The organism is Acidovorax sp. 107, assembly GCF_003058055.1.
In the GTDB taxonomy this organism is placed as follows: Bacteria; Pseudomonadota; Gammaproteobacteria; order Burkholderiales; family Burkholderiaceae_C; genus Acidovorax.
This window is the reverse complement of record NZ_QBTZ01000001.1, coordinates 3688981-3711191: the sequence shown is the minus strand read 5'-3', so window position 1 is coordinate 3711191 and position 22211 is coordinate 3688981. Positions and strand designations below refer to the sequence as shown.

The following is a 22211-nucleotide window of genomic DNA, read 5'->3' as shown; positions in this document are numbered from 1 at the left end:
CGGGGCCGCTCAATCCATAGAGGCAAGCCCCCAAAAATCAAACAATAGGTGTACATCTGATGGTGACCCGCATTCCAGCCCCCAGCAAAGCCGCGCCCGGCAATGGCCAGAATCCCTTGCGCAAGGTGCACGACCAGGCCCCCGAGGTGGCACGCAAGGCCGCCCAGGCCTTGCCCCCCGCAGCCCGCAAAGCCGCCACCGTGGTCCAGAAGAACGTGCGCCGCGCGGCAACCGGCATGTTGGGCCTGTCGGGCGAACGCATGAGCAAGGTGGATACCGCCTGGCTGCGCATGGATTCGAGCAGCAACCTGATGATGATCAACGGCGTGTGGACCCTCTCGCCTGGCATCACCTGGGAGGCGCTGTGCGAACGCGTGCAGCAGCGTCTGCTGCAGTACCCACGCTTTCGCCAGCGGGTGGTGGAAGACGCGGCGGGCGCTACCTGGGTGGAGGACAAGGGCTTCGACATCGCCGCCCATGTGCTGCGCGAGAAGCTGCCCCACCGCAAAGGCCACAGCATGCAGCGCGCACTGCAGGACCGCGTGGGCGAACTCGCCATGCAGCCGCTCGATACCCGCCGCCCGCTGTGGCAGATGCACCTGATCGAAGACTTTGTGGGCGACGACGGCGCGAAAGGCAGCGCACTCATCGTGCGCATCCACCACTGCATTGCCGACGGCATCGCCCTCATCTCGGTGACCATGTCTCTGGTCGATGGCGGCTCGGAGCCCCCCAAGCGCAAGGCGCGGGCCGACAAGGAAGCTGCCACCGCCGAAGACTGGATTGCTGACACGCTGATCAAGCCCTTCACCGGCCTCACCGTGAAGGCCCTGGACCTGGCGGGCGACAGCGCGGCCAAGTCGTTGCAGATGCTGGGTGACCCGGAAAAGGCCATGCAGCATGGACTCTCGGGCACGGCCGACATGGCCCGCGTGGCCTACCAGCTTGTCAGCGATGCCGCTGCCTTGGCGCTTATGCCCGACGACTCACCCACCCGTCTCAAAGGCCAGCCCGGCAGCGCCAAGCGCGTGGCCTGGTGCCCGCCGATTCCGCTCGAAGAGGTCAAGGCCATCGGTAAGGCGCTGAACTGCTCCATCAACGACGTGCTGCTGTCGTGTGTGGCGGGCGCCATCGGCGGCTACCTGCGCAGCCAGGGCGACGACCCCACGGGCCAGGAAATCCGCGCCATGATCCCCGTGAACCTGCGCCCCATGGAAGAGGCCTGGAAGCTGGGCAACCGCTTTGGCCTGGTGCCCCTGGTGCTGCCGATTGGCGTGGCCAACCCCATCGAGCGCGTGTACGAAGTACGCAAGCGCATGAACGCGCTCAAGGGCAGCACCCAACCCATCCTGGCGTTTGCCATGCTGGCGGTGGCGGGGCTGATGATCAAGCCCGCGCAGGACGCGCTGCTCAACCTGTTTGGCCGCAAGACCACGGCCGTGATGACCAACGTGCCCGGACCTAAGGAGCAGCTCACACTGTGCGGATCGCGCGTCACGCAGTGCATGTTCTGGGTGCCGCAGTCGGGCGACATTGGCCTGGGGGTCTCCATCCTCAGCTACGGCGGTGGCGTGCAGTTTGGCGTGATCACCGACACCACCTTGTGCCCCGAGCCGCAGCAGATCATCGACGCGTTTGCACCCGAGTTTGACCAGTTGTCGCTGCTCACGCTGATGCTGCCGTGGGGCGAATGACAGGCTCGGCACCACTTCCGCTCCGCGCCTGGGCACACCGGGCGTGTGCAATCGCGTTGCTGCTGGGCACCTGCGGCGTGCACGCGGAGGTGCAGGAAGAAAACACCCAGCGGCCCTACGTGGTACGCGCCCAGCCCGGTGAGAGCCTGCGCGCGGCCTTGCACGCAGCCACCCCCATTGCGGTGGTTGGGCAGCGCTTTCATGGCTATACCCGCTGGAACGTGCGCTGGACCTTCCGCTGGTGGCGCGAAGCCTCGGGCCTCTGCGCGATCACCGAGGTCACCACCCGGTTGCACACCGAGGTGCAACTGCCCGAACTGCAAGCCGCGAGCCCCGAGCAACAAGCGGCTTTTGACCGGTACCTGCGGGCCCTGTCCGGCCACGAGCAGGGCCATGTGCAGATCGGCCGCGATGCCGCGCTGGCCATCGACCAGGGCATCCGGCAGATGTCTGCAGCGCCCGATTGCGCCACGTTGGAGCGCGAGGCCAATGCCCTGGGACACCGGCTGCTTCAGGACCATGTGGCACGCGAAAAGCAATACGACCTGCGCACCCGCCACGGAGCCACACAAGGCGCGCGGCTGGACTGATCACACAGGCTGAGGCCAGTAAAGGTCTTAGCGCTTGCGTTGTAGAGGCGCTGCCACCAGCCCATCCGTCAAGCGGGACACCGCGGCCACCACCTCCGCCACGGGCTCGCCCATCTGCACACGCACGATGGCGCCCTCCACCACCAGGGTGAGTGCCTGCGCATCCTGCGCACGGTGGGCAGACGCAGGCAGCAAGCCCGCCAGCAGCGCCGTCATGTCGCGCTTGTGGCGCTGTGCAATCTCCAACACCTCAGGCACGGTGTCTCCCAGTTCGCTCACGCTGTTGATGAAGGCGCAGCCCCGAAAGTGCTCGCTGCCCAACCACTCCGCCAGGGCAGGCGCCAAGGCCCGCGTGCGGTCGGTGCTTGCAGGCAGCGCGTGCGCATGGCGCTGCAGCGCATCGGCAAACCAGGCCATCCAGCCCGTGTGCCGGTACTCCAGGTACGCGCAGATCAGGTCGTTCTTGCTCGGGAAATGCCGGTAGAAGGTCACCTTCGTCACGCCGGACTCCGCGATCACGCGGTCGATGCCCGTGGCACGGATGCCATCCCGGTAGAACAGCGCATGGGCCGTGTGCAGCAGGCGGTCTCGGGCGGGTAGGTCTTGCCAGCCAGGGGGGAGTGGGTCAAAGGTCATTCGCTCATTGTAGACAAACCTGTCTACATAGCTTTATGATGACGCGTAGACAGACCTGTCTACATCAACCCTTCACCTTCGAGGTCCCCATGGAAACACGCCCGCCCTTGCCCCCCTTTACACAACACACCGCCGTCCAGAAGGTGCGCCTGGCCGAAGACGGCTGGAACTCGCGCGACCCTGCCCGCGTGGCCCAGGCCTACACCGAAGACACACGCTGGCGCAACCGCGCCGAGTTCCCCGTGGGCCGCGACGCCGCCCGGCAACTGCTGGAGCGCAAGTGGGCGCGCGAACTGGACTACCGCCTCATCAAGGAGCTGTGGGCGTTCAGCGGCCACCGCATCGCCGTGCGGTTTGCCTACGAATGGCATGACGATGCAGGCCAGTGGTACCGCAGCTACGGCAACGAGAACTGGGAGTTCAACGACGACGGTCTGATGGCCGTGCGCCACGCGAGCATCAACGACCGTCCCATCCAGGCCGCAGACCGGTTGTTCTTCTGGCCCCTGGGGCGCCGGCCGGACGACCATCCGGGGCTGAGCGACCTGGGCCTTTGAGGATCGGCGGCCCGCCAGGGGAACGGCAATCGCTCAGGGCGGCGACGCCACCTGCGCCAATGCCAGTTCCCACAACGACTCCGCCACCGGCGACATCTCGGCACGCTGGCGGTACAGGCGGATCTGCACCGGCACGTTCCAGTCGGCGCCCCCGGCGGCCACCAGCGCGCCGGTGCGCAGCTCGTCGGTAATGAGGCTTTCGGGCAGCCAGGCCACACCCCGCCCTTCCTGGGCCAGGGTCTTGAGCAACACCGCGTGGTGCGCGGTGAACACCACCGCCACCGGGCCGTCAGTGCCTTCGGCAAACACCCCGCGCATGCGGGCCCGCATGATGCGGCCCAAACCCGACGCCTCGCTGTAGGCCAGCACGGGCACCGGGGCCGACTGGCCCAGCGCGTGCAGCGGCTGGCCTGCAGCGCCCCCCGGCTGGGGCGCACTGACGGGCAGCAACCGGTCGTCCGCCAAGCGGCACATGGGGTACTGCGCTTCGTCCAGGCGTCCCGGCACCCCCTCATGGCCATGGCACAGCACAAACTGCACACGGCGCTGCAGCATCAGGTCTTCGCAGGCCTGCGAGCTGTCCGACATGGTCTGGATGGGCCCCAGGCGCAGTCGTGCCTCCATGCCCACCAGCCAGCGCGGAAAGAACGTGAGCGAAAGTACATGCGTGGCCGCAAAGCGCAGGCTGGCGGCGGCCAGATCGTGCGCGGCGCGAGCCTTGATGCGGGCAGCCTCCAGATTCGCCAGGATGGTTTCGAGCAGCGGCAAAAAGCGCTGACCTGCCGCCGTGAGCGCCGCAGGGTGGGCACTGCGGTCGAACAGCTCCACGCCCACCCAGTCTTCCAGGGCGCGGATATGGCGGCTGAAGGCGGGCTGGGCAATGGCACGGGCCTCCGCCGCGCGTGAGAAATTTCCCGTCTCAGCCAGGGCGAGGAAATCCTCCAGCCATTCCAGGTCCAGGGGTCGGTTGCCGGGTCCCATGTGTCTCCGCGATGGATCGATAGATAGTTGTATGCGATTCGAGTATTGGACCGCCAGCACCGGGTGGGAAATGATCCACCCCGTTGTTCACCAGCTTTTCCCAACGGAGACAAGAAAGCATGCCTGCCATCTCGAATTATCGCGGGATCATCCCCGCCATCTCGTGCCCCTTCACCCCCGACCACCGCATCGACGAGCCCGCGCTGCGCAAGCTCGCGTCCTGGCTGGCGGGCCACGAGGGTGTGGTGGCCATCATGACCAACGGCCACACCGGCGAGGTTTTCTCGCTGACGCCGGCCGAGCGCGCCGAGGTCACCCGCATCGTGGCCGACGAGCTCAAGGGCCGCTGCCCGGTGATCTCGTCCATCGTCTGCGAAGGCCTGAAGGACGCGGCCGACCATGCCCGCGCTGCCGTCGAAGCGGGCGCCGTGGCGCTCGACGTGATGCCCCCACACCACTGGCTGCGCTTTGGCTTCACGCCGGACCATGCGCTGCAGTACTTCGAGGCCATCCACCAGGCCGCGCCCAACGCCGACCTCGTCTGCCACGTCTACCCCGCCTGGACGCGCGCCTCGTACTCGTCGCAACTGCTGGCCGACCTGGCCCGGCTGCCCTACCTGCAGGCCTTCAAGGTAGGCCAGCGCGACATGAACAAGTACGCCCGCGACATCCAGGCGATCCGCGAGGCCGATGCCTCCAAGGCCATCCTGACCTGCCACGACGAATACCTGCTGGCCTCGATGGTGCAGGGCGTGGACGGCGCACTGGTGGGTTTCGCCACCTTCATCCCGCAGCTCATCATCGATTTGTGGAATGCGGTGAAGGCCGGCGACCTGAAAAAGGCCATGGCCGTGCAGGCCGTCATCACACCGCTGAAGGACGCTGTGTACGGCGGTGGCGAGCCCACGGGCGAGGCACACGCCCGCATGAAGGGTGGCATGTACCTGGCGGGCGTGATCGACGACGCCACGGTGCGCCCGCCGACCGAGGCGCCGAATGCCAAGGAAGTCGAAGCCCTGCGCGCTGCGGTGAAGCAGGCCGGCTTGCTCAAGCGCTGAGCAGCCCCTGCAAAGCGCGGGGGTTTTGAGTCCCCCGCGCCTGGATGGCACACAAGAACACCGACAGGAGACAAGACACCATGCAACGCACACATTTCCTTCGCGCCGCCCTCGGTGCGGTCACCCTCGCGATGGCGGCCAGCAGCTTTGCGCAGGCCTACCCCACCAAGCCCATCCGGATGGTCATCCCCTTTCCGCCGGGCGGCACGCTCGACACCGTGGGACGCCAGCTCGCGCAAAAGCTGGGCGAGCAGATGGGCCAGAACTTCATCGTCGAGAACAAGCCTGGCGGTAATGGTGTGATCGGCGGCGATGTGGTGGCCAAGGCCCAGGCCGACGGCTACACGCTGCTGTTCAACGCATCCACCTTCACCACCGCGCCCATGACCATGAAGTCCGTGCCCTATGGCGTGGTCAAGGACTTCACGCCCGTGGCGCTGGTGGCCAAGGCGCCTCTGTCGGTGGCCATCAACAAGAACCTGCCGGTCACCGACATCAAGTCGCTGATGGCCTACGCCAAGGCCCACCCCGGCAAGATGACCTTTGCCGTGGGCTCCATCGGCTCGGCTGGACACCTCTCGACCGAACTGCTCAAGCGCGCGGGCAACCTTGACTACCTGATCGTGCCGTACAAGGGCACGGCGCCCGCTTTCCAGGACCTGATCGGCGGGCAGATCGACGGCTTCATCGACCCCATCCTCGGGTCGCTGCAGTACCACAAGAGCGGCATGCTCCGCGTAGTGGCTGTCACCTCCGCCCAGCGCGCGGCCAGCCTGCCCGACGTGCCCACGGTGGGCGAGACGATTCCAGGCTATGAGTTCTACAGCTGGTATGGCCTGTGGGGCCCGGCCAAACTGCCTGCGGACATCACGCAGCGGCTGAACACCGAGGTGAACAAGGCCCTGGCCGAGATGACGCCCAAGCTCAAGGAACAAGGGCTGCTGACCACGCCGGGCAGCGTGGAGGACTTCGCCAAGTTCCAGCGCAGCGACATGGAACGGTCCCAGAAGATCGTGACCGAGGGGAACATCCGTGTCGAGTAGTGCCCGCCACGCGGTCGTCACGGGTGCCAGCAGCGGCATCGGCCGCAGCATTGCCGAATCGCTGCTCGCGGACGGCTGGAGCGTGAGCGGCCTGGACGTTGCCCAGCCATCCATCGTCCATCCATCGTTCATCCACGTGCCGGTCAATCTTGCCGACGGCGCCGACATCGCCCACGTGGCCGCAGCCCTGCCCAACGTGGATGCACTGGTCCACGCGGCGGGTGTGCTGCGCGTCGGTCCGCTGGGCCAGCTCGACCATGCGGGCGGCGAGCTGATGTGGCGGCTGCATGTCGACGCCGCCACCCGCTTGGCCGACGCCATCGTGCCCGGCATGGCCCGGCGTGGCCAGGGGCGCGTGGTGTTCATCGGCAGCCGCGTGGCCCAGGGCATGGCCGGGCGCGGGCAATACGCCGCAACCAAGGCCGCACTCATCGCGCTGGCGCGCAGTTGGGCGGCCGAGGTGGCTGCCCAGGGCGTGACGGTGAATGTGGTGTCCCCCGCAGCCACCGCCACCGGCATGCTGATCGACCCCGCGCGCCAGGGCAGCGCACCGCGCCTGCCGCCCATCGGCCGCCTGATCGAGCCGGCCGAGATCGCCGCGCTGGTGGGCTTTCTTCTGTCCGTCCCTGCCGCCGCCATCACGGGGCAGGACATCGCGATCTGCGGCGGCTCCTCGCTCGCCCGCTGATCCGTCCTCTTTATTCCGCCCTCTTTCCTCTTTGCCAACGAACGCGACCACCATGAAGATCGTCAACATCCTCGAATCGACTCGCCCCATCAAGTCGGACATCCGCAACGCCTACATCGACTTCTCGAAGATGACGCTGAGCCTCGTGGCCGTGGTCACCGACGTGATCCGCGACGGCAAGCCGGTGATCGGCTACGGCTTCAACTCCAACGGCCGTTACGGCCAGGGCGCGCTGATGCGTGACCGCTTCATCCCGCGCGTGCTGGAGGCCGAGCCCGGCAGCCTGCTCGACGAAACCGGCGAGAACCTGGACCCGCACAAGGTCTGGGCCCGCATGATGATCAACGAGAAGCCCGGCGGCCACGGCGAGCGCTCGGTGGCCGTGGGCACCATTGACATGGCCGTGTGGGATGCCACGGCCAAGATCGCGGGCAAGCCGCTGTACCAATTGTTGGCCGAACGCTACGGCAACGGCACGCCCAACCCGCGCGTGTTCGTCTACGCCGCTGGCGGCTACTACTACCCCGGCAAGGGCTTGGACGGCCTCAAGAAGGAAATGGAGAGCTACCTGGCGCGCGGCTACTCGGTGGTCAAGATGAAGATCGGCGGCGCCACGCTGGCCGAAGACTGCGAGCGCATCGAGTCCGTGCTCAAGATCCTGGGCCCCGGCCAGCAACTGGCGGTGGACGCCAATGGCCGCTTCGATCTGAAGACCGCCATCGAGTACGGCAAGGCCCTTTCGCAGTACCCGCTGTTCTGGTACGAAGAAGCCGGCGACCCGCTGGACTATGAGCTGCAGGCAAAGCTGGGCGAGGTCTACCAAGGCCCCATGGCCACGGGCGAGAACCTGTTCTCGATGCAGGACGCGCGCAACCTGATTCGCCACGGCGGCATGCACAAGGACCGCGACTATTTGCAGTTTGACTGCGCACTGAGCTACGGCCTGGTGGAGTACCTGCGCACGCTCGACATGCTCAAGGAGTACGGCTGGTCCCCCAGCCGCTGCATCCCGCACGGCGGCCACCAGATGTCGCTGGCGATTGCCGCCGGCCTGGGCCTGGGCGGCAACGAGAGCTACCCCGACCTGTTCCAGCCTTACGGCGGCTTCCCCGATGGCGTGAAGGTGGACAACGGCTATGTCACGCTGCCGCCGCTGCCGGGCATCGGCTTTGAAGGCAAGTCGGACCTGATCGCCGAGATGCGCGCGCTGGCATCCTGACGGACGACTGGACGCAAAAAAAGGCACGCCCCTGGGCGTGCCTTTTTCCATCCAACGCAGCGCTCAGGTCGCAGAGCAGCTGAAGCTCTCGGCCTTGGCCGGATCGCCCATGCCGTTGTAGCGCGGGAACTTGGGGTACTCGCACACCGGGCGCTGCGCCACCGGCGTGGTGGTGCCAGGCACGAACTTGGCGGCCACCAGCTTGTCAGGTGCCGTGCCCTTCTCCACCCAGGTATCCATGGCGGCGAGCAGGTCGATAGAGCGCGGCTCAGTGCCCACGCCGTCCAGGTCATGTCCGTTGGAGGGCGAGGTGACCATGCGTGCAAAGGTCTGCACCTTGCTGGCGCCCAGGCGCTGCTTCACCGTGTCGAAGTATTCCGCCGTGCGGTACAGCGACACGCAGGTGTCGCCCAGACCGTACCAGATCAGCAGCTTGCCGCCGTTGTCGGCAAAGGCGGAGAGGTCCGGGTCCGTGCCGTCGATCATCTCGGCCAGCCGGCTGTACTGGGCCTGGTACTGCGTGGGATCGTGGGTCAGGATGTTGGCGTTGGGGTTGCCCTCCACCAGGCGCGCGGCTTCCGTCACGGCCATGTGGTTGAACGAATCGGGCGTGTCAAAGCTGGTGCCGAACATGTACGACTGCCAGTCCGATGTGGACGCTCCGCCCCGGCCATAGCGCGGGTAGCCCACTGCGCCGCGCGACAGGGTCACGGGCGTCTTGTGGTCGCTGTAGATGAGGCGGATGGACTCGATCTGGCCGGCCGTGAGGCAGCTGTCGTTGTCCGCGCCCTGGCACAGCAGGTCGGTGGGCACGTAGTGGCAAGCCTCGATGTTGCCGATGATGCCGTCCTTGAGGCCGTCCAGGCCATCGCATGCCGCGGTTTCGGCTTTGGCGTAGAGCGCAATCTTGGCGGGGCTCATCCAGTTGTCGCGGCTTTTGAAGATGTGGCGCAGCACCGTGGGGCCCAGGTTGACCTGGTGCGCCTGCTGGGCGATGGCGGGTTCCATGGCCACCACACCGTCATAGTCCTTGGGGTACTTCTGCGTGGAGATGAGCCCCGAGCGCCCACCGTTGGAGTGACCCATGTGGTAGCGCCGCACGGGGCGTTTGCCGTAGAACTCGGTGGCGATGGCGGTGCCCACCTCCAGCACGAAGTGGTTGGCGTCAAACGCGTGGTTGCGCAGCGCCACGTCGCTTTGGCCCCAGGCAAAGCCGCGCACCTGGTGGCCGGAGTCGGAGCTGATCTTCACGTACGGGTTGGCCGAGGGGCCCACCAGCTGCTGGTACCAGGGATCGTCGGTGGGGATGAAGCCGTCGAAGCCGCCACCGCGAATGGTCAGCGTCTTGCCGTTCCACTGCGCCAGCGTGGGCAGCTCCACCGCCCAGTTGATGGTGGACTCGGGCGAGGAGACGATCTGCCCACGCACGATGCAGGCATCGGGCAGGGTGGCGTCGGCCTTGCGCAGCTCGGTGCGGGTGACCTTGGCGCCGTGGGGGAGCGCGGCAGAGGTGTACGCGGCGCAGGCTTCGGCCAGGGGTTTGCTGGCCAGTGGGGGGGTGGCGTCGCTGCCGCCGCCGCAGGCGGTCAGGGCCAACGTGGCCACGGCGCCCAGGGTGCAGGCGGCGGTCCATCGCCCTGCGCGTGCCAGGGCGTGGCGCCGAGGCGCCGCAGAGAGGGAGTGGGGATGTGGGAACATGCGAGGGTCTCCTGTTATGACGGTTCTTCAGGAGCCCAGGCCGGGCGACGGTGTGGCCCGCACCGGTGTCTGGACTCCGGTGCGGACGATAGGAAAAGGCGGCGAGGTTGCAGCCTCTGCAAATGCAGAGGGAGCGGGAAACTACCGAGCACCGCAGGGTCTACCTGCGGCACCCCGTAACCGCTCGCTACTGGTGGCGCAGCGCGGCCACCAGCTCCAGCTTGTTGCTCACGCCCAGCGCGGCATAGGCCGTGCGAAGGTACGTGCGCACCGTCGCGGGGGTGAGGCCCAGCGTGGCCGCAATGTCTTTGTGCGAGCGGCCCTGGGCGTAGAGCATGGCGGCACTCAGCTCGCGCGGCGCCAGCGCCTGCTTGTGCTGGCGCGACGCCAGGCTCACTGCCACCAGGGGCCCGCAGGGCTCCAGCCGCAGGCGGCAGGCCTTGCCCACTGACAGGGTGCAGGGCGCGCCCGCCAGCGCCTGTGCCACCGCCGGAGGCAGGTGGGTGCCGTTCCAGCCGGGGCTGGCCTCCCCCAGCGCCCGGCTGATGCGCAGCCCGGCAAACAGCAGCTCGCCCGACGGCCGGGCCAGGGCAAAGCGGTCCCATGGACGGCCGGGGGTGTCGCTCTGCAGACGCTGCAGCCGGTGGTGCCACTGCTGCAACAGGTGCAGAACGAATTCGCCGAACAGCACGGTCTCGCCGTCCGAAAACTCAGGCCGCGTCGGCGGGCGGTAGATGGAGACAAAAAACATCAGTCCGCTGTCAGGCAGTTCGGCCGTGAGGGCCATGCAGTGGTGCAGGCCGTGGCGCTGGCTGAAGGCCAGCACCTGCGGGTGCTCTGGAGCCTCGCCGATCACATCGCGCTCGCGGATCACCACCCCGAGCTGGCGCATGGACTGCAACCCAAACTCATCGACGGCCGCCAGCGCATTCCACTCCTCGGCAAAGCTGCGGCTCAGGCCCATGCTGCCGTGCAGCCAGTTGCGCGGCGCCACCTGCACGTCGCCCGCCGAGACCTCGCCCCACCAGGCGGAGTCAAAAGGCACCAGGCTTTGCAAGGTCTGCATGGCCTGGTGCAACAAGTCCTGTGGGGCCACCTGCTGGGCATGCTCGGACAGCTGGAGCAGGCTGCGGCTCAACGCGCGCAGCGGGTCGGTCGGCGGAACGAAGGGCTGCCATGCCGGCCCTGCCTGCCGGGCAGAAGGCGGGCTCATCGGCATGCGCGTCGCCCCGCATCGCGCACAGGGTCAGAGGCCATGGTGTCTCCTGGTTTTTGGGGCGATGGTAGCCGCCACACGGTGGCACCCCCACCCCCCGTAAACCCGGATCACCCGCGTCGACTCGGCGCGGAAGCTACTATATTGATAGCAACTCAGGCATATGGCACTAGCGCCTGGGGTCGCTGGGGCATAAAATCAGGCTGCCAACCCGTTCACTGCCTGGAACATCGACTGCCGTGCCTGGCTGATGATCTGGCCCTTCCACGTGTCCGTGTCGGTGTAGAAGGCTGCCAGCATTTGCGCCTTGATCTGCGCGGCTTTGTCAGCGGGGGTCTCAGGGTGCAGGTTAAGCCATTGCTCGGCACGGATGGCGTTCATCACGTCGAGCACGGGCACCGTGCCGTACTCCATGGCAATACCGGTGTACTCCGCATGGGGGCACTCGTCGTAGATCGATGTCCACATCAGGCCGGTGAGGAAAGCGGAGGTGGACGAGCCGTCGTAGATCGACGTGACCGGCGTGGCGCCGTCGCCGTCCCACCAGGCGCGCGCGCGGGCTACGGCCACAGCATCGTCGTTGCCTGCATAAATGCGTTCGCCATGGCCGCCGGGGCCCAGGCCCGTGTGCAGGTCAATCCAGGCGATCTTGGATGCAGCAGCACCGTGCTGGCGCAGCACCTGGCGCAGCGTGCGGTTGCTCCAGGTGGGCTCGGTGCCCCCAAAGAACACACCCTGCGGAAACTCGTGCTGGCCCTGCGAGATGGCGGCCTGCCATGCGGCCTCGCCCTTGGTGGCGATGTACTGCTGCACGGCGGCCAGGTTCTCGGGGCCAGGAGGCCATTGCTCAGGCAGAAGCAGGGGCTGCACCTCGCGGTAGGCAGTATTCACCGGCAGGGGCTTGCTGAAGTCCTGGAAGTTGCGGTTCAGGTCCACGTTCTCGTGCGTGAAGCGGCGCACGTGCGAGAAGCCATACGGGTTGAGCGCATGGATGTAGAGCGTGGCCACACCGGCATCGCGCGCCTTGGCGCGCCATTCGGCGTCGTGCAGCGCAAACACCTGCACGCCGCTGCCGCAGTAGCCCTCGACGCCGTGGCAGGCGCTGCTCACGATGAGCAGCTTCTTCGCATCGGCCGGACCGTCGCGCACCACGTCCATGGCCAGGTCTTCGCCGTCGCGGCCCTTGAGCGGGTGGGCGTGCGATTCGATGGGCAGGCCGGCGGCTGCGGCGGCCTCCAGAAACTTTGTGCGCGCCTGGGCATAGCTGGGCGAGAAGGCTTCAACGATTCCGGTCATGGGCAGGGCTTTCAGGAGTCAGTGGGGAGACAAAAAGAAAACCCGGGCACGCGCGCTGCGCGCGCCCGGGTGGTTGGGGTAGCGCCGCCTCAGGCCGCTTTGGCAGGCTGGGCCAGCCATTCCTCGGCCAGCTTGACCCAGTAGGTCGCGCCCAGCGGGATCAGGTCGTCGTTGAAGTCGTAGCTCGGGTTGTGCAGCATGCAGGGGCCGCCGCCGTGGCCCATCTCGCGGTGGGCGCCGTCGCCGTTGGCGATGAAGCAGTACGCACCGGGCTTGGCCTGCAGCATGTAGGCAAAGTCTTCGGCGCCCATGGTGGGCTCCTGGACCACCACCCGCTCTTCGCCCACGATGCCGGTCATGACCTTGCGGGCAAATTCGGCCTCGGCGGGGGAGTTGACGGTGGGCGGGTAGTTGCGCACGAACTCGAACTCACAGGTGGCGTCGTGCGCAGCGCAATGGTTCTCGGCGATCTGGCGCATGCGCTTTTCGATGAGGTCCGTAACTTCGGTGGTGAAGGTGCGCACCGTGCCCTGCAGCTCGACGCTGTCGGGCACCACGTTGGTGGCCTCGCCCGCGTGGATCATGGTGACCGAGATCACGCCCGCGTCCACCGGCTTCTTGTTGCGGCTGATGATGGTCTGGAAGGTCTGCACCATGCCGCAGGCAATCGGTACCGGGTCGATGCCGGTGTGCGGCAGCGCCGCATGGCCGCCCTTGCCCCGGATGGTGATCTTGAATTCGCTGGTCGATGCCATCACCGGGCCGGGGCTCACCGCAAAGGTGCCCACAGGCATGCCGGGCCAGTTGTGCATGCCGTACACGGCCTCCATGGGAAACTGCTCGAACAGGCCGTCCTCGATCATTACGCGGGCACCACCGCCGCCCTCTTCCGCGGGCTGGAAGATCAGGTACACGGTGCCGTCAAAGTTGCGGTGCTTGGCAAAGTGCTGCGCCGCTGCCAGCAGCATGGCCACGTGGCCGTCGTGGCCGCACGCGTGCATCTTGCCCTGGTGTTTGCTGGCGTGGGCGAAGGTGTTGAACTCCTGCATGGGCAGGGCATCCATGTCGGCGCGCAGGCCAATCGCACGGCCGTTGGCGCCGCCGTCACGCCCCTTGACGATGCCCACCACGCCCGTCTTGCCCAGGCCCCGGTGGATGGGAATGCCCCACTCGGTGAGCTTTTGCGCCACCACGTCGGCGGTGCGCACTTCTTCGAAGCACAGCTCGGGGTGGGCGTGAATGTCCCGGCGCACCGCTGCAATACTGGCCGCCTGGGTGACGATGGAGTCAATAACGTTCATGATATGTGTCCTTACGATCTCACAGTCTAGCCCGGGAGCAACACACGTGCCAACCCGGGTTATTCGCTAGCCACCCATGATTTCTGCCCACGCCCTCGAACTTGCGCAAACCCTGGTGCGCATGAACACCGTCAGCCACAACTCCAATCTGGAGCTGATCCATTTCATCCGCGACCACCTGGCCAAGCTGGGCGTAAAAAGCCGCCTGACCTTCAACGAGGACAAGACCAAGGCCAACCTGTTCGCCACGCTGGGCGAAGGCAAGCCCGCGGGCATCATCCTCTCGGGCCACACCGACACGGTGCCGTGGGACGGGCAGGACTGGACCATGGACCCGCTGAGCGCGCTGGTCAAGGACGGCAATCTGTACGGGCGCGGCAGTGCCGACATGAAGGCCTTCATCGGCGTGGCCGTGTCGCAGGCCGAGCAGTTTTTGAACAGCGATGCGCCGTTCGCCCTCCACTACGCGTTCAGCTACGAGGAAGAGGTTGGCTGCTTTGGCGTGAAGGAACTCATCGCTGACCTGCGCGATGCCAACATCAAGCCCCTGGCCTGCATCGTGGGCGAGCCCACCAGCATGATCCCCGCCATCGCGCACAAGGGTGTGTACCGCTACAAGTGCTGCGTGCGCGGCAAGGAGGCGCATTCATCCCTCACCCCCCATTCGGTCAACGCCATCGAGATGGCCGCCCGCGTGGTGGGCCGGGTGCGCGACATGGCGGAAGACTTTGAAAAGAATGAGCTCCGTTTCGAGGGCTTTGACGTGCCGTTCTCCACCAGCAGCGTGGGCCAGTTCCACGGCGGCATTGCCGACAACGTGGTGCCGCGCGACGCCGAGTTCCGCTACGAGTTCCGCGACCTGCCCACGGCCAACGCCGCGCAGATGCAGTCTGAAGTGGTGGCCTACGCCCAATCGCTGGAGCCGGGCATGAAGAAAGTGGCGCCCGCAGCGGGCTTCGAGTTCGAAACCATCTGCGAGATCCCGAGCTTTCTGGGCAGCAAGGACGACCCGGTGACGCGCCTGGCGCAGGAACTGTCGGGCGAAAAAGGCACCACCCTGGTGGCCTTTGGCACCGAGGCGGGCCTGTTCAAAAACGCGGGCATCTCCACCGTCGTGTGTGGCCCTGGCAGCATCCAGCAGGCCCACCAGCCCGACGAGTACGTGAGTCTGGAGCAGCTGGGACGCTGCGAGGCGTTCATGCAGGGGCTGGCTGCCACCAACGCATTCGGCTGAGCGGCGCCGGACTGCAGGCCCTTTTCGCACGGCGCTCATCCGCCAATACGGGAGGCGCCCCGCAAGGCGCCGCGATTCAACGCTGGCGACCGCGCTGGGCGCGCCACCCGAGGCCGCCCAACAACAGCGACATCAAAGCCCACATCCAGGGGCTCCACATCGGAATGGCAGTTGCGGAGGTGGGCGCGGCAGGCACAAGGCCCACGGGCAACGCCGCGGCCAGCACCTGGCCCACCGTCACTGTCTGTCCGCTGGTGCCTGTGGTTTCGGCATAGCCTGTGGGCGGCGTCACAAACAGCTGCACCGTGGTTACACCCGGAAGCTGAACACTGAAGTTCCCATTGATGTCGGTGACCGCTGCCCAGGTGCCCGCCTTGACCTGCATCGCACTGCGCAATTGCAGCGCGGAGGACGTGCCTTGCGTCACTTGTTGCAACGTGATCTGCACGTTCGCAAAAGGCGGCTCGCCCGCGTCCTTGACGCCGTTGCGGTTCAGATCCTGGAACACATGCCCCGTGAGCGTGCAATTACAGGCGGCAATCGTGGTTACGTCGCTGGCGGTGTTGTTGCCCGGTGTGGAGTCTCCCCCTCCCGACACGGTGGCCGTGTTCGTTAACGACGCGGCGGCATTGACGCTCACCGCAACCGTCACCGTGATAGCCGGCCAGGAGGCCCCGGCAGCAAGCGTGTCGCTGCGCGTGCAGCTCAAGGCGGGGAGCACACAGCTCCAACCACTCCCTCCGAGGGCCGTGGCGGTGAGGCCAGAAGGCAGCGTATCCACGACAGTCACGGTACCTGATGTGGGGCCTGCGCCGGTGTTGCGAACTGTCAGCGTGTAAACCGCGCCCACCTGGCCCTGGCTGAAATTGCCCGCATGGGTTTTAGCCAGCGTCAGGTCCGGCGCCAGGGCCGTGGAAGTGACGGTGGTGGCATCGGTGGCGGTGTTGTTGCTGGTGTTTGTCTCGCCACCGCCACTGACCGCAGCCTGATTGGTGATCAGCGGAGCGGCATTGGCGGCCACATTCACCGTGAGGGTGATCGCAGGGTATGACGCGCCAGCCGCCAGAGGATCGCTGCGCGTGCAGGCCAAGGTCGCCAACGTGCAAGAAGACCATCCGGCGCCGCCGATGTTCGTGGCCGTGAGGCCTGCCGGCAGAGTGTCCGTCACCGTGACGGTACCGCTCGAAGGTCCGGTGCCCCTGTTCGTCACAACCAGTTGGTACTGTGCCCCCACCTGCCCTTGGGCGAAGTTGCCGGAGTGCGACTTGGCGATGGAGAGGTCGGGCAAGGCAGTCGGGTTGACGAAGCCCATGTCGGTTTGCACGCTCTGCGCTGACGCAACATTGACCGATGCCGGGTTGTTGAAGCCTGATCCCAGCGTAAGCCCTGCGGGGATGCCGGTGGCGACTGCTCGCACCGACCAAGTACCCAGTGGTACCACGCGTGCGTAGCGCCCACCCGCGTCCGTGACTTCTTCATAGACCAGGGTGTTGCCGGCGTCAAAGAACTGCACGGACACGCCGGACAAGGGTAAGTCCTGCGCTGCGTCATAGCTGCCGCTGTTGTCGGTATCGTGGAACACCACGCCCGAGATCAGGCCTGCGTCTGCGCCCAGCACCACCACGTCTTCCGTGGTGGAGGCCAGAAAATCGTACGCCACCGTGCGGTTCTGCGGCGTGGCCCCGGCGTCATTCTGGTAGGTGGCGGTGCCCGCATTGGCCGACACCCGGGCCGCAAATCGCACGGCAATCACCTGACCAGGCTGCACGGTGAACGTTCCCCAGGCCAATTCCGTGCTCCCCGGTGCAGGCGCCGAGCCCGGCGTGACGGGTGCGCCGTTGTTGCTCACTTCCGTGGTCGATTCATACTGGAAGCCGGACGGCAGCACGTCCGTCACGGACACGTTGGCGATGGCCGTGCTGGCGGTGTTGCGCACCTCAATCACATAGTCCGCCAGCCCGCCCGCTGCCACGGTAGGTGTGTTGGTGCGTTTGGCAACCACCAGCCCGCCCACCGAGGTGGACGCACTCGCCTGCACCGCCGGCCCGCAGGTGCCGCACTGGACGCTGGCTTGATTGAGGTACGTGCCTGCTGCCGATGGCAAAGTCACCAGACGCACGGAGCCCCCTGCCTGGGGCTCCAGACTGCCCAGACTCCAGGTCACCGTGTTGCCTGTGACAGAGGCACTCGGCTCGGACGCAACCCACGCCATGCCAGCCGGCAAGGTGTCGGTCAACGTCACGCCAGCGGCCGTGGCGGTGCCGGTGTTCTGGTAAGTCAGCGTATAGGTGATGGCTGCCTGGACCAAGCTGCCCGTGGCCGCCGTCACGGGCGACGCCAGGGTGAGCGTAGTGGGCGACAGCGCGACCACGCGCGCCACCGAGCCCCCCACTGCCACGTACTGATCGAGCGCAATCTGGCTGCTGTCGTTCACCCGCAGCTGCGTGGTGTTGGAGGCTGACTGGGTGAGCGTGGCTGCAGGGTAGCCGACTTGGGCGGGCGCCTGCTTGCTCAACGTGAGCTGTGGCTGGGCCGATGCCGTTACGGTAGCGGATGCTGTGCGTGCAGGTGCGTTCTGAGCTGAGGCGCTGGCCGTGTTCACGATGGGCGTGCTGCCCGCAGCCAGCGCCTGCACCGTGGTCTGGAAGCTAAGCGCCGCCGTGGCGCCCGAGGCCAAGGTGCCCACCTGGAACACCATGCGGTTGTTGAGGGCATCAAAGCTGCCCGTGCCCACGCTGGCGCTGTAGCTGTAGCTGCCGGCGTAACGCACGCCCGATGGAATGGGGTCGCTCACGACCACTGCGGTGGCAGGCGACGAGCCCGTGTTGCCCACGGTCAGTGTGTAGGTCACGGTGTCGCCCGGTTGGGCCGTGAGCGGGGTGGCGGCCTTGGACAGCGTCAGGTTCGGATTGCCGCTCAGGGCCACGGTCACCGTGTTGCTGGTGCAACTGGCCGGGGGCGAGCCCCCCGTGCAGAAGCTGGAATCTGCCACGGTCGCCGTGTTGTCCAGCAGGGTCACGCCCACAGGCACGCTCGACGCCGAGGCATTCATCGTCACAGTGGCGGTGGCGGAGGCGCCGCTGGCGAGCGTGCCAATGGTCCAAGTCAGCGTGCCTGAGGCCTGCGCGCAAGAGCCTGCGGATGCGCCGCACGCGCCATAGCTGAAATATCCCTGCACCGGCAGAACGTCGCGCACCACCACACTGGAGGCACTGGCCTGGCCAGTGTTGACCACCGTGAGCGTGTACACCACGGCGCCGCCAGCCGACAGCGTATTGCGGTCGGCCGACTTGCTGATGGTGAGCGCCGGCGCCCCCCCTCCCGCGAGACTGCCCACCGTGGTGGCCACGGAGGCGGTAGTCACGGGCGTACCCGCCACAGCCAGCGAGGCGTTGTTGGTCAGCGTGCCACTGGCCGAGGCATTCGCCGTGGTCTGGATGACCAAGGTGCCGGATTCACCGGCTCGCACCACGCCCGCTCCACCACCGGTCGAGTTCACGGCGAATGTGTAGGGGTTGGCATAGGGCGTCGCCCCCAGGTTCACCGCATTGCCGTTCAGTGTGGCGCTCGTCATGGTCACATTGGCGGGCAACGTGTCCTGCAGCGTCACGCTGGCGGCATCGGCACCGCCCGTGTTGCTGAACGTCAGGGTGTACTGCAAATTGGCCGGCACGCTGTTCACCTGGGCCTGGTTCACTGTCTTGGTCAGCGTGAGGTTGGCGGGGGCGGCTGGATCGCAGAAGGACGAACGCGAGTTGTAGGTCGTGCTGTTGTACCAAAAGGTCGGCGACTGTCCCGATCCGCCCAGCGTGAACCGCCACTCCAGCTGGTCGCCCGCGTTGATAGTGACCCCCGCCCCCACTGTAGTGGTGAAGTTCTGCAGTATTGCTGCGCCCTGGCTGTTGCTGACCCCTTGGGCGCTACTGCTGGCAATGGTCTGGTTGCGCGTCACGTTGAACAGCGTGACTTGGAAGGTCGCGTTGCCGTTACTGGACGCCATATAGAAGCTGATGGTGAGCGTCTTCCCGGCGGCATTGATGCCGCCGGCGGGGGCCACGCCCGGAAACACCAAGGTGGTGGTTCCCGGCTGTTCGTTGATGGCGACATCGCCTGCGGCGGGTGAAATCAAGGTAGCCGTGCGGCTGGTCGTGGGCCCATGGAAGTAGTACACCGCGCTGCAAGAGGCCCCGGTCACCCCCACATCCGCCGTGGCCGTCACGCCGGTGGCGTTGCCCGTCCAAGTCAGCCGGGCGGTGTTAGACAAGGGGTTGGGGAAGGTGAACGGGGTCGCCGAAGCCACTCCTGTGGTCAGCGTGACCGAGGCCGTGGCACCTGCAGCCACCGTGCCAAGATTCCACGTCACAGCGCCGCCAGATTGGGCGCAGCCACCGGTACAGGACGTGAAGGTGGCGCCCGCCGGAAGCGTGTCGCTGATCACCACGCCCGTGGCTTGGCCGGTCCCGTAGTTGCGATAGCTCAGCGTCCAGACGATGGAGCCGCCCGGCGCAACGCGCACATTGTTGGCCGTCTTGCTAAGGGTGAACGCAGGCGTCGGCACGTTGACCGCCACCGTGGTCGAACCGCTGGCCGAAACTGTGGAGCCATCTGGTGCTGTGGCTGCCACCGTGGCGTTGTTGAGCAGCGCGCTGCTGGCGTAGCTGGTGTTGACCGTCACCGCAACGGTTGCCGTGCCGGAAGCCCCGCCTGCCAACGCCCCCAGCGTCCAGCCCACCGTGCCGCCCACGTTGCTGCAAGCCGTGCCTCCGCTGCAACCCACATAGGTCACCCCGGCAGGCAGTGGGTCGCTCAACGTGGCACCTGTCACCGCGACGGCCGAATCGTTGGAATAGCGCAGCGTGTAGGTCAGCTGGGTGCTGCCGTCGGGGTTGATGCTGTACTGGCTGGGCGTCTTGGTAATGGACAGGCGGGCGGCATCCACTTGCAAGGCCACCGGGTTGCTGGTCAGGCTACCGTAGCTGGTGGCGGCGCTGGCCGTGTTGTTGTAGTTGCCCGCCACCGCCCCGGCCTGGGCCACGAAGCTCAAGACCACGGCCGTGTTGGGCGCCACCGTGAGCGGGGCCGCCGGAACCCAAGACACCGTGCCCGTGGCATTGACCGCCGGCGCGGCATAGCCCGTCACCGTCGTCCCACCGTTGGTGAACGTGGCCGTGGACTGGTACAGAAAGCCACTGGGCAAGGGGTCGTCGATGCGGCTCAGGGTGATGGGCGAACCAGTGCTGTTGGTCACCGTGACCGTGAAGGTGGTCGCGCCTCCGGTGGCGATGTTGGATTGGCTCACAGCCTTGCTGATTGTGGGAGCCACGCCGCAATCGTTCAGCGCCAGGCCCACAAGCGCCACCTGGCTGCCCGTGACCGAGGGGTTGCCCCACCAGTTCTCAGAGGGCACGGAGCCAATGGCGGGGTCATGGGCAGGCACGGTGGCGTAGCTGGTGCCGCCCACCTGGATGCGGTTCTGCGCATCGCCTGCAACGTACGAGAAGGTGCGGTTGTTCACGCCCGAAGGCGTAACGCCCAAATCGACCTTGGTGTTGTCGTCCAGCGCCTGCACACCAATCAAGTAGCTGCCCTTGGGCAGGCCTGCGCCGCTCCATTGGCCGGTCCAAGTGTTGAAGGTGCCGGCGCGCAGGCTGCCATCTGCAGCAAAGGTCCAGCTGCCGCCATCGTCGGCCAGGCCGTTTCCGTTCGCGTCGTGGTAGTAATAAAACCGCACCGCCTGCACAGAAGGGACGACCGCGCCATTCACCACGGCCAGCGTGTCCTGCACCGTCGCAGTCAGCGTGTAGCTGCCCGGGCAAGTGTTGGGCGGCGTGGCCACCACCTTTGAAACAATCGGCTGCGCGTAGGGTTCGGATTGATTGAAGGACACATAGTCGCCAAACGGCGCCGGTGTGGCGGCCTCGCCCGTCCAGCGCGCATTGATGGCGCAGTCTTTCTGGAAGGGGTTGTTCAGGCTGTTCGCCGTGCAGAACACCATCGAGATGGGCGTGCTGCGCGTGATCTTCGGCCCCCCTTGCGCGCTTGCGTCCAGCATCTGCACGGGGATCTGGTAGTCGATGAAGAACTCGTTGCAGGGGCTGGACGAAACGCGTTTGGCGCGGGTGGGGCCGTAGTCCCACGTGGTCTCGGCGCTGCCGTTGGGCCACGTGGGCTGCGGCACGCCCGCGATGCGGTTGCCGAAATTGAGCAACCGGCTCGTGCCGGGGTCCACGAACGCGGTGGGGTTATGCGCCAGCAACCGCACATTCGTAGGATCGCCCACATAGTCCAGCGACTGGGTGGGCCGGCGGCTCCAGATGCCGGCAATGCGGTCAATGGAGGCAGAGGGCGAGCCCGAGGACCCGTCCAGGTGCGCGGCCAGGTCCAGGTAGCCGTCGCCATCCACATCGAACATCACGCTCCAGAGCGCGGAACTCCAGGGATCAGAAGCTCCATACGCCCCAGCACTCGGTCCCGTCGCGTAGGTGTTGGCAATCTGCTCCACCCGCCAGCGGAACATGATGACGTCCTGGGTGCCGTCGGTCGCTGCCCCCTGGCGCAGCGAGTAATACACGCTGGGGTAGGACTTGTCGACGCAGGACGAGGAGATGTTGACGTAGTTCTGTGGCGCGGTGCCCCCGTTGGAGGGGTCCTGCACGCGGGGGTCGGCAACGCCGCTCTGAAAGCGTGTGTAGGGGAGCCACTCGCCACACTGCTGGCCGCACTGCAAGGGATTCGCGGGCTCCGCGGGCCAAGCTACGGGAGGGAAATGCGCCGCTCCGTTGGACAGCGTGGGGGGAAACGGCTCGCCGGTAACTGAAGAACCAGCAATGACGAGAGCAACCGATGCCATCCCTTTGAGGATGGGCTTGAGAAAGTGAGCCATAGCGTAAACGTCCGTGCACTGCAGGCCCGCCCCCTGCCCTGTCTCGGACCGTAGCTAACCCCCTCCGGACGATGAACAACCCGCCCCGGAAGAGCAAATTATTCCCGGAGTCGTTGC

15 protein-coding genes are annotated in these 22211 nt (G+C 66.5%); 8 read left to right on the top strand and 7 right to left on the bottom strand.

What is annotated here, in order from left to right:
• Positions 1-59: 59 nt before the first annotated feature.
• Positions 60-1694, top strand: coding sequence for a wax ester/triacylglycerol synthase family O-acyltransferase (locus tag C8C99_RS17290; protein ID WP_108626414.1), 1635 nt, complete (start codon positions 60-62; stop codon positions 1692-1694).
• A 56-nt stretch (positions 1695-1750) separates the two neighbouring features.
• Entirely contained in the window at positions 1751-2284 is a 534-nt protein-coding gene (locus C8C99_RS17285; protein ID WP_233247254.1) for a DUF922 domain-containing Zn-dependent protease, read from the top strand.
• Between the two features lie 27 nt (positions 2285-2311).
• On the opposite strand, the gene C8C99_RS17280 is transcribed toward C8C99_RS17285, so the two are convergent.
• Positions 2312-2920 carry a TetR/AcrR family transcriptional regulator gene (locus C8C99_RS17280; RefSeq protein WP_056647545.1) on the bottom strand — a complete coding sequence of 203 codons (609 nt, stop codon included), beginning with the start codon at positions 2918-2920 and terminating at the stop codon, positions 2312-2314.
• A gap of 89 nt (positions 2921-3009) precedes the next feature.
• Between C8C99_RS17280 and C8C99_RS17275 the strand changes: the two genes are divergently transcribed.
• A complete protein-coding gene (locus tag C8C99_RS17275) occupies positions 3010-3477 on the top strand; it encodes a nuclear transport factor 2 family protein (RefSeq protein WP_108626412.1) in 468 nt (155 codons plus the stop codon).
• Between the two features lie 33 nt (positions 3478-3510).
• On the opposite strand, the gene C8C99_RS17270 is transcribed toward C8C99_RS17275, so the two are convergent.
• Positions 3511-4458 (bottom strand): LysR family transcriptional regulator, encoded by a 948-nt coding sequence (locus tag C8C99_RS17270; protein ID WP_108626411.1) that lies wholly within the window; start codon positions 4456-4458, stop codon positions 3511-3513.
• Positions 4459-4577: 119 nt separating this feature from the next.
• On the opposite strand from C8C99_RS17270, the gene C8C99_RS17265 reads away from it, so the two are divergent.
• From C8C99_RS17265 to C8C99_RS17250, 4 genes are all read left to right on the top strand, one after another.
• Positions 4578-5516, top strand: a complete 939-nt coding sequence (locus C8C99_RS17265) for a dihydrodipicolinate synthase family protein (RefSeq protein ID WP_108626410.1) — start codon at positions 4578-4580, stop codon at positions 5514-5516.
• An 80-nt stretch (positions 5517-5596) separates the two neighbouring features.
• On the top strand, positions 5597-6559 hold the full coding sequence (locus C8C99_RS17260) for a tripartite tricarboxylate transporter substrate binding protein (RefSeq protein WP_108626409.1): 963 nt from the start codon (positions 5597-5599) through the stop codon (positions 6557-6559).
• Positions 6549-7247 (top strand): SDR family NAD(P)-dependent oxidoreductase, encoded by a 699-nt coding sequence (locus C8C99_RS17255; RefSeq protein WP_108626408.1) that lies wholly within the window; start codon positions 6549-6551, stop codon positions 7245-7247. Before C8C99_RS17260 ends, C8C99_RS17255 begins: the two co-directional genes overlap by 11 nt.
• 52 nt (positions 7248-7299) lie before the next feature.
• Complete coding sequence (locus tag C8C99_RS17250; RefSeq protein WP_056647565.1) at positions 7300-8466, top strand: mandelate racemase/muconate lactonizing enzyme family protein; 1167 nt, start codon at positions 7300-7302, stop codon at positions 8464-8466.
• A gap of 63 nt (positions 8467-8529) precedes the next feature.
• Here the strand turns inward: C8C99_RS17250 and C8C99_RS17245 are convergent, their stop codons facing one another.
• The 4 genes from C8C99_RS17245 to C8C99_RS17230 all read right to left on the bottom strand — a co-directional run bounded on the left by C8C99_RS17245 (position 8530) and on the right by C8C99_RS17230 (position 13977).
• Positions 8530-10164, bottom strand: coding sequence for a tannase/feruloyl esterase family alpha/beta hydrolase (locus C8C99_RS17245; protein ID WP_233247253.1), 1635 nt, complete (start codon positions 10162-10164; stop codon positions 8530-8532).
• A gap of 187 nt (positions 10165-10351) precedes the next feature.
• Positions 10352-11377 (bottom strand): LuxR C-terminal-related transcriptional regulator, encoded by a 1026-nt coding sequence (locus C8C99_RS17240; protein ID WP_108626407.1) that lies wholly within the window; start codon positions 11375-11377, stop codon positions 10352-10354.
• Between the two features lie 201 nt (positions 11378-11578).
• The gene (locus C8C99_RS17235; protein WP_108626406.1) at positions 11579-12676 is read right to left on the bottom strand and encodes a M14 family metallopeptidase; all 1098 of its coding nucleotides are present in this window, start codon (positions 12674-12676) and stop codon (positions 11579-11581) included.
• Between the two features lie 89 nt (positions 12677-12765).
• Positions 12766-13977 (bottom strand): M20 aminoacylase family protein, encoded by a 1212-nt coding sequence (locus tag C8C99_RS17230; protein ID WP_108626405.1) that lies wholly within the window; start codon positions 13975-13977, stop codon positions 12766-12768.
• 76 nt (positions 13978-14053) lie between these two features.
• Between C8C99_RS17230 and argE the strand changes: the two genes are divergently transcribed.
• On the top strand, positions 14054-15211 hold the full coding sequence (gene argE / locus C8C99_RS17225; RefSeq protein WP_108626404.1) for an acetylornithine deacetylase: 1158 nt from the start codon (positions 14054-14056) through the stop codon (positions 15209-15211).
• 76 nt (positions 15212-15287) lie between these two features.
• On the opposite strand, the gene C8C99_RS17220 is transcribed toward argE, so the two are convergent.
• Entirely contained in the window at positions 15288-21866 is a 6579-nt protein-coding gene (locus C8C99_RS17220) for a DUF11 domain-containing protein (protein ID WP_158274176.1), read from the bottom strand.
• Between the last annotated feature and the right edge of the window lie 345 nt (positions 21867-22211).

Excerpts from the sequence above, each read along its gene's own strand:
- C8C99_RS17260 (WP_108626409.1), top strand. The coding sequence starts at position 5,597 with ATGCAACGCACACATTTCCTTCGCGCCGCCCTCGGTGCGGTCACCCTC.
- C8C99_RS17270 (WP_108626411.1), bottom strand. The coding sequence starts at position 4,458 with ATGGGACCCGGCAACCGACCCCTGGACCTGGAATGGCTGGAGGATTTC.
- C8C99_RS17230 (WP_108626405.1), bottom strand. The coding sequence starts at position 13,977 with ATGAACGTTATTGACTCCATCGTCACCCAGGCGGCCAGTATTGCAGCG.
- C8C99_RS17235 (WP_108626406.1), bottom strand. The coding sequence starts at position 12,676 with ATGACCGGAATCGTTGAAGCCTTCTCGCCCAGCTATGCCCAGGCGCGC.
- C8C99_RS17250 (WP_056647565.1), top strand. The coding sequence starts at position 7,300 with ATGAAGATCGTCAACATCCTCGAATCGACTCGCCCCATCAAGTCGGAC.
- C8C99_RS17280 (WP_056647545.1), bottom strand. The coding sequence starts at position 2,920 with ATGACCTTTGACCCACTCCCCCCTGGCTGGCAAGACCTACCCGCCCGA.
- C8C99_RS17275 (WP_108626412.1), top strand. The coding sequence starts at position 3,010 with ATGGAAACACGCCCGCCCTTGCCCCCCTTTACACAACACACCGCCGTC.
- C8C99_RS17240 (WP_108626407.1), bottom strand. The coding sequence starts at position 11,377 with ATGAGCCCGCCTTCTGCCCGGCAGGCAGGGCCGGCATGGCAGCCCTTC.
- C8C99_RS17245 (WP_233247253.1), bottom strand. The coding sequence starts at position 10,164 with ATGTTCCCACATCCCCACTCCCTCTCTGCGGCGCCTCGGCGCCACGCC.
- C8C99_RS17265 (WP_108626410.1), top strand. The coding sequence starts at position 4,578 with ATGCCTGCCATCTCGAATTATCGCGGGATCATCCCCGCCATCTCGTGC.
- argE (WP_108626404.1), top strand. The coding sequence starts at position 14,054 with ATGATTTCTGCCCACGCCCTCGAACTTGCGCAAACCCTGGTGCGCATG.
- C8C99_RS17290 (WP_108626414.1), top strand. The coding sequence starts at position 60 with ATGGTGACCCGCATTCCAGCCCCCAGCAAAGCCGCGCCCGGCAATGGC.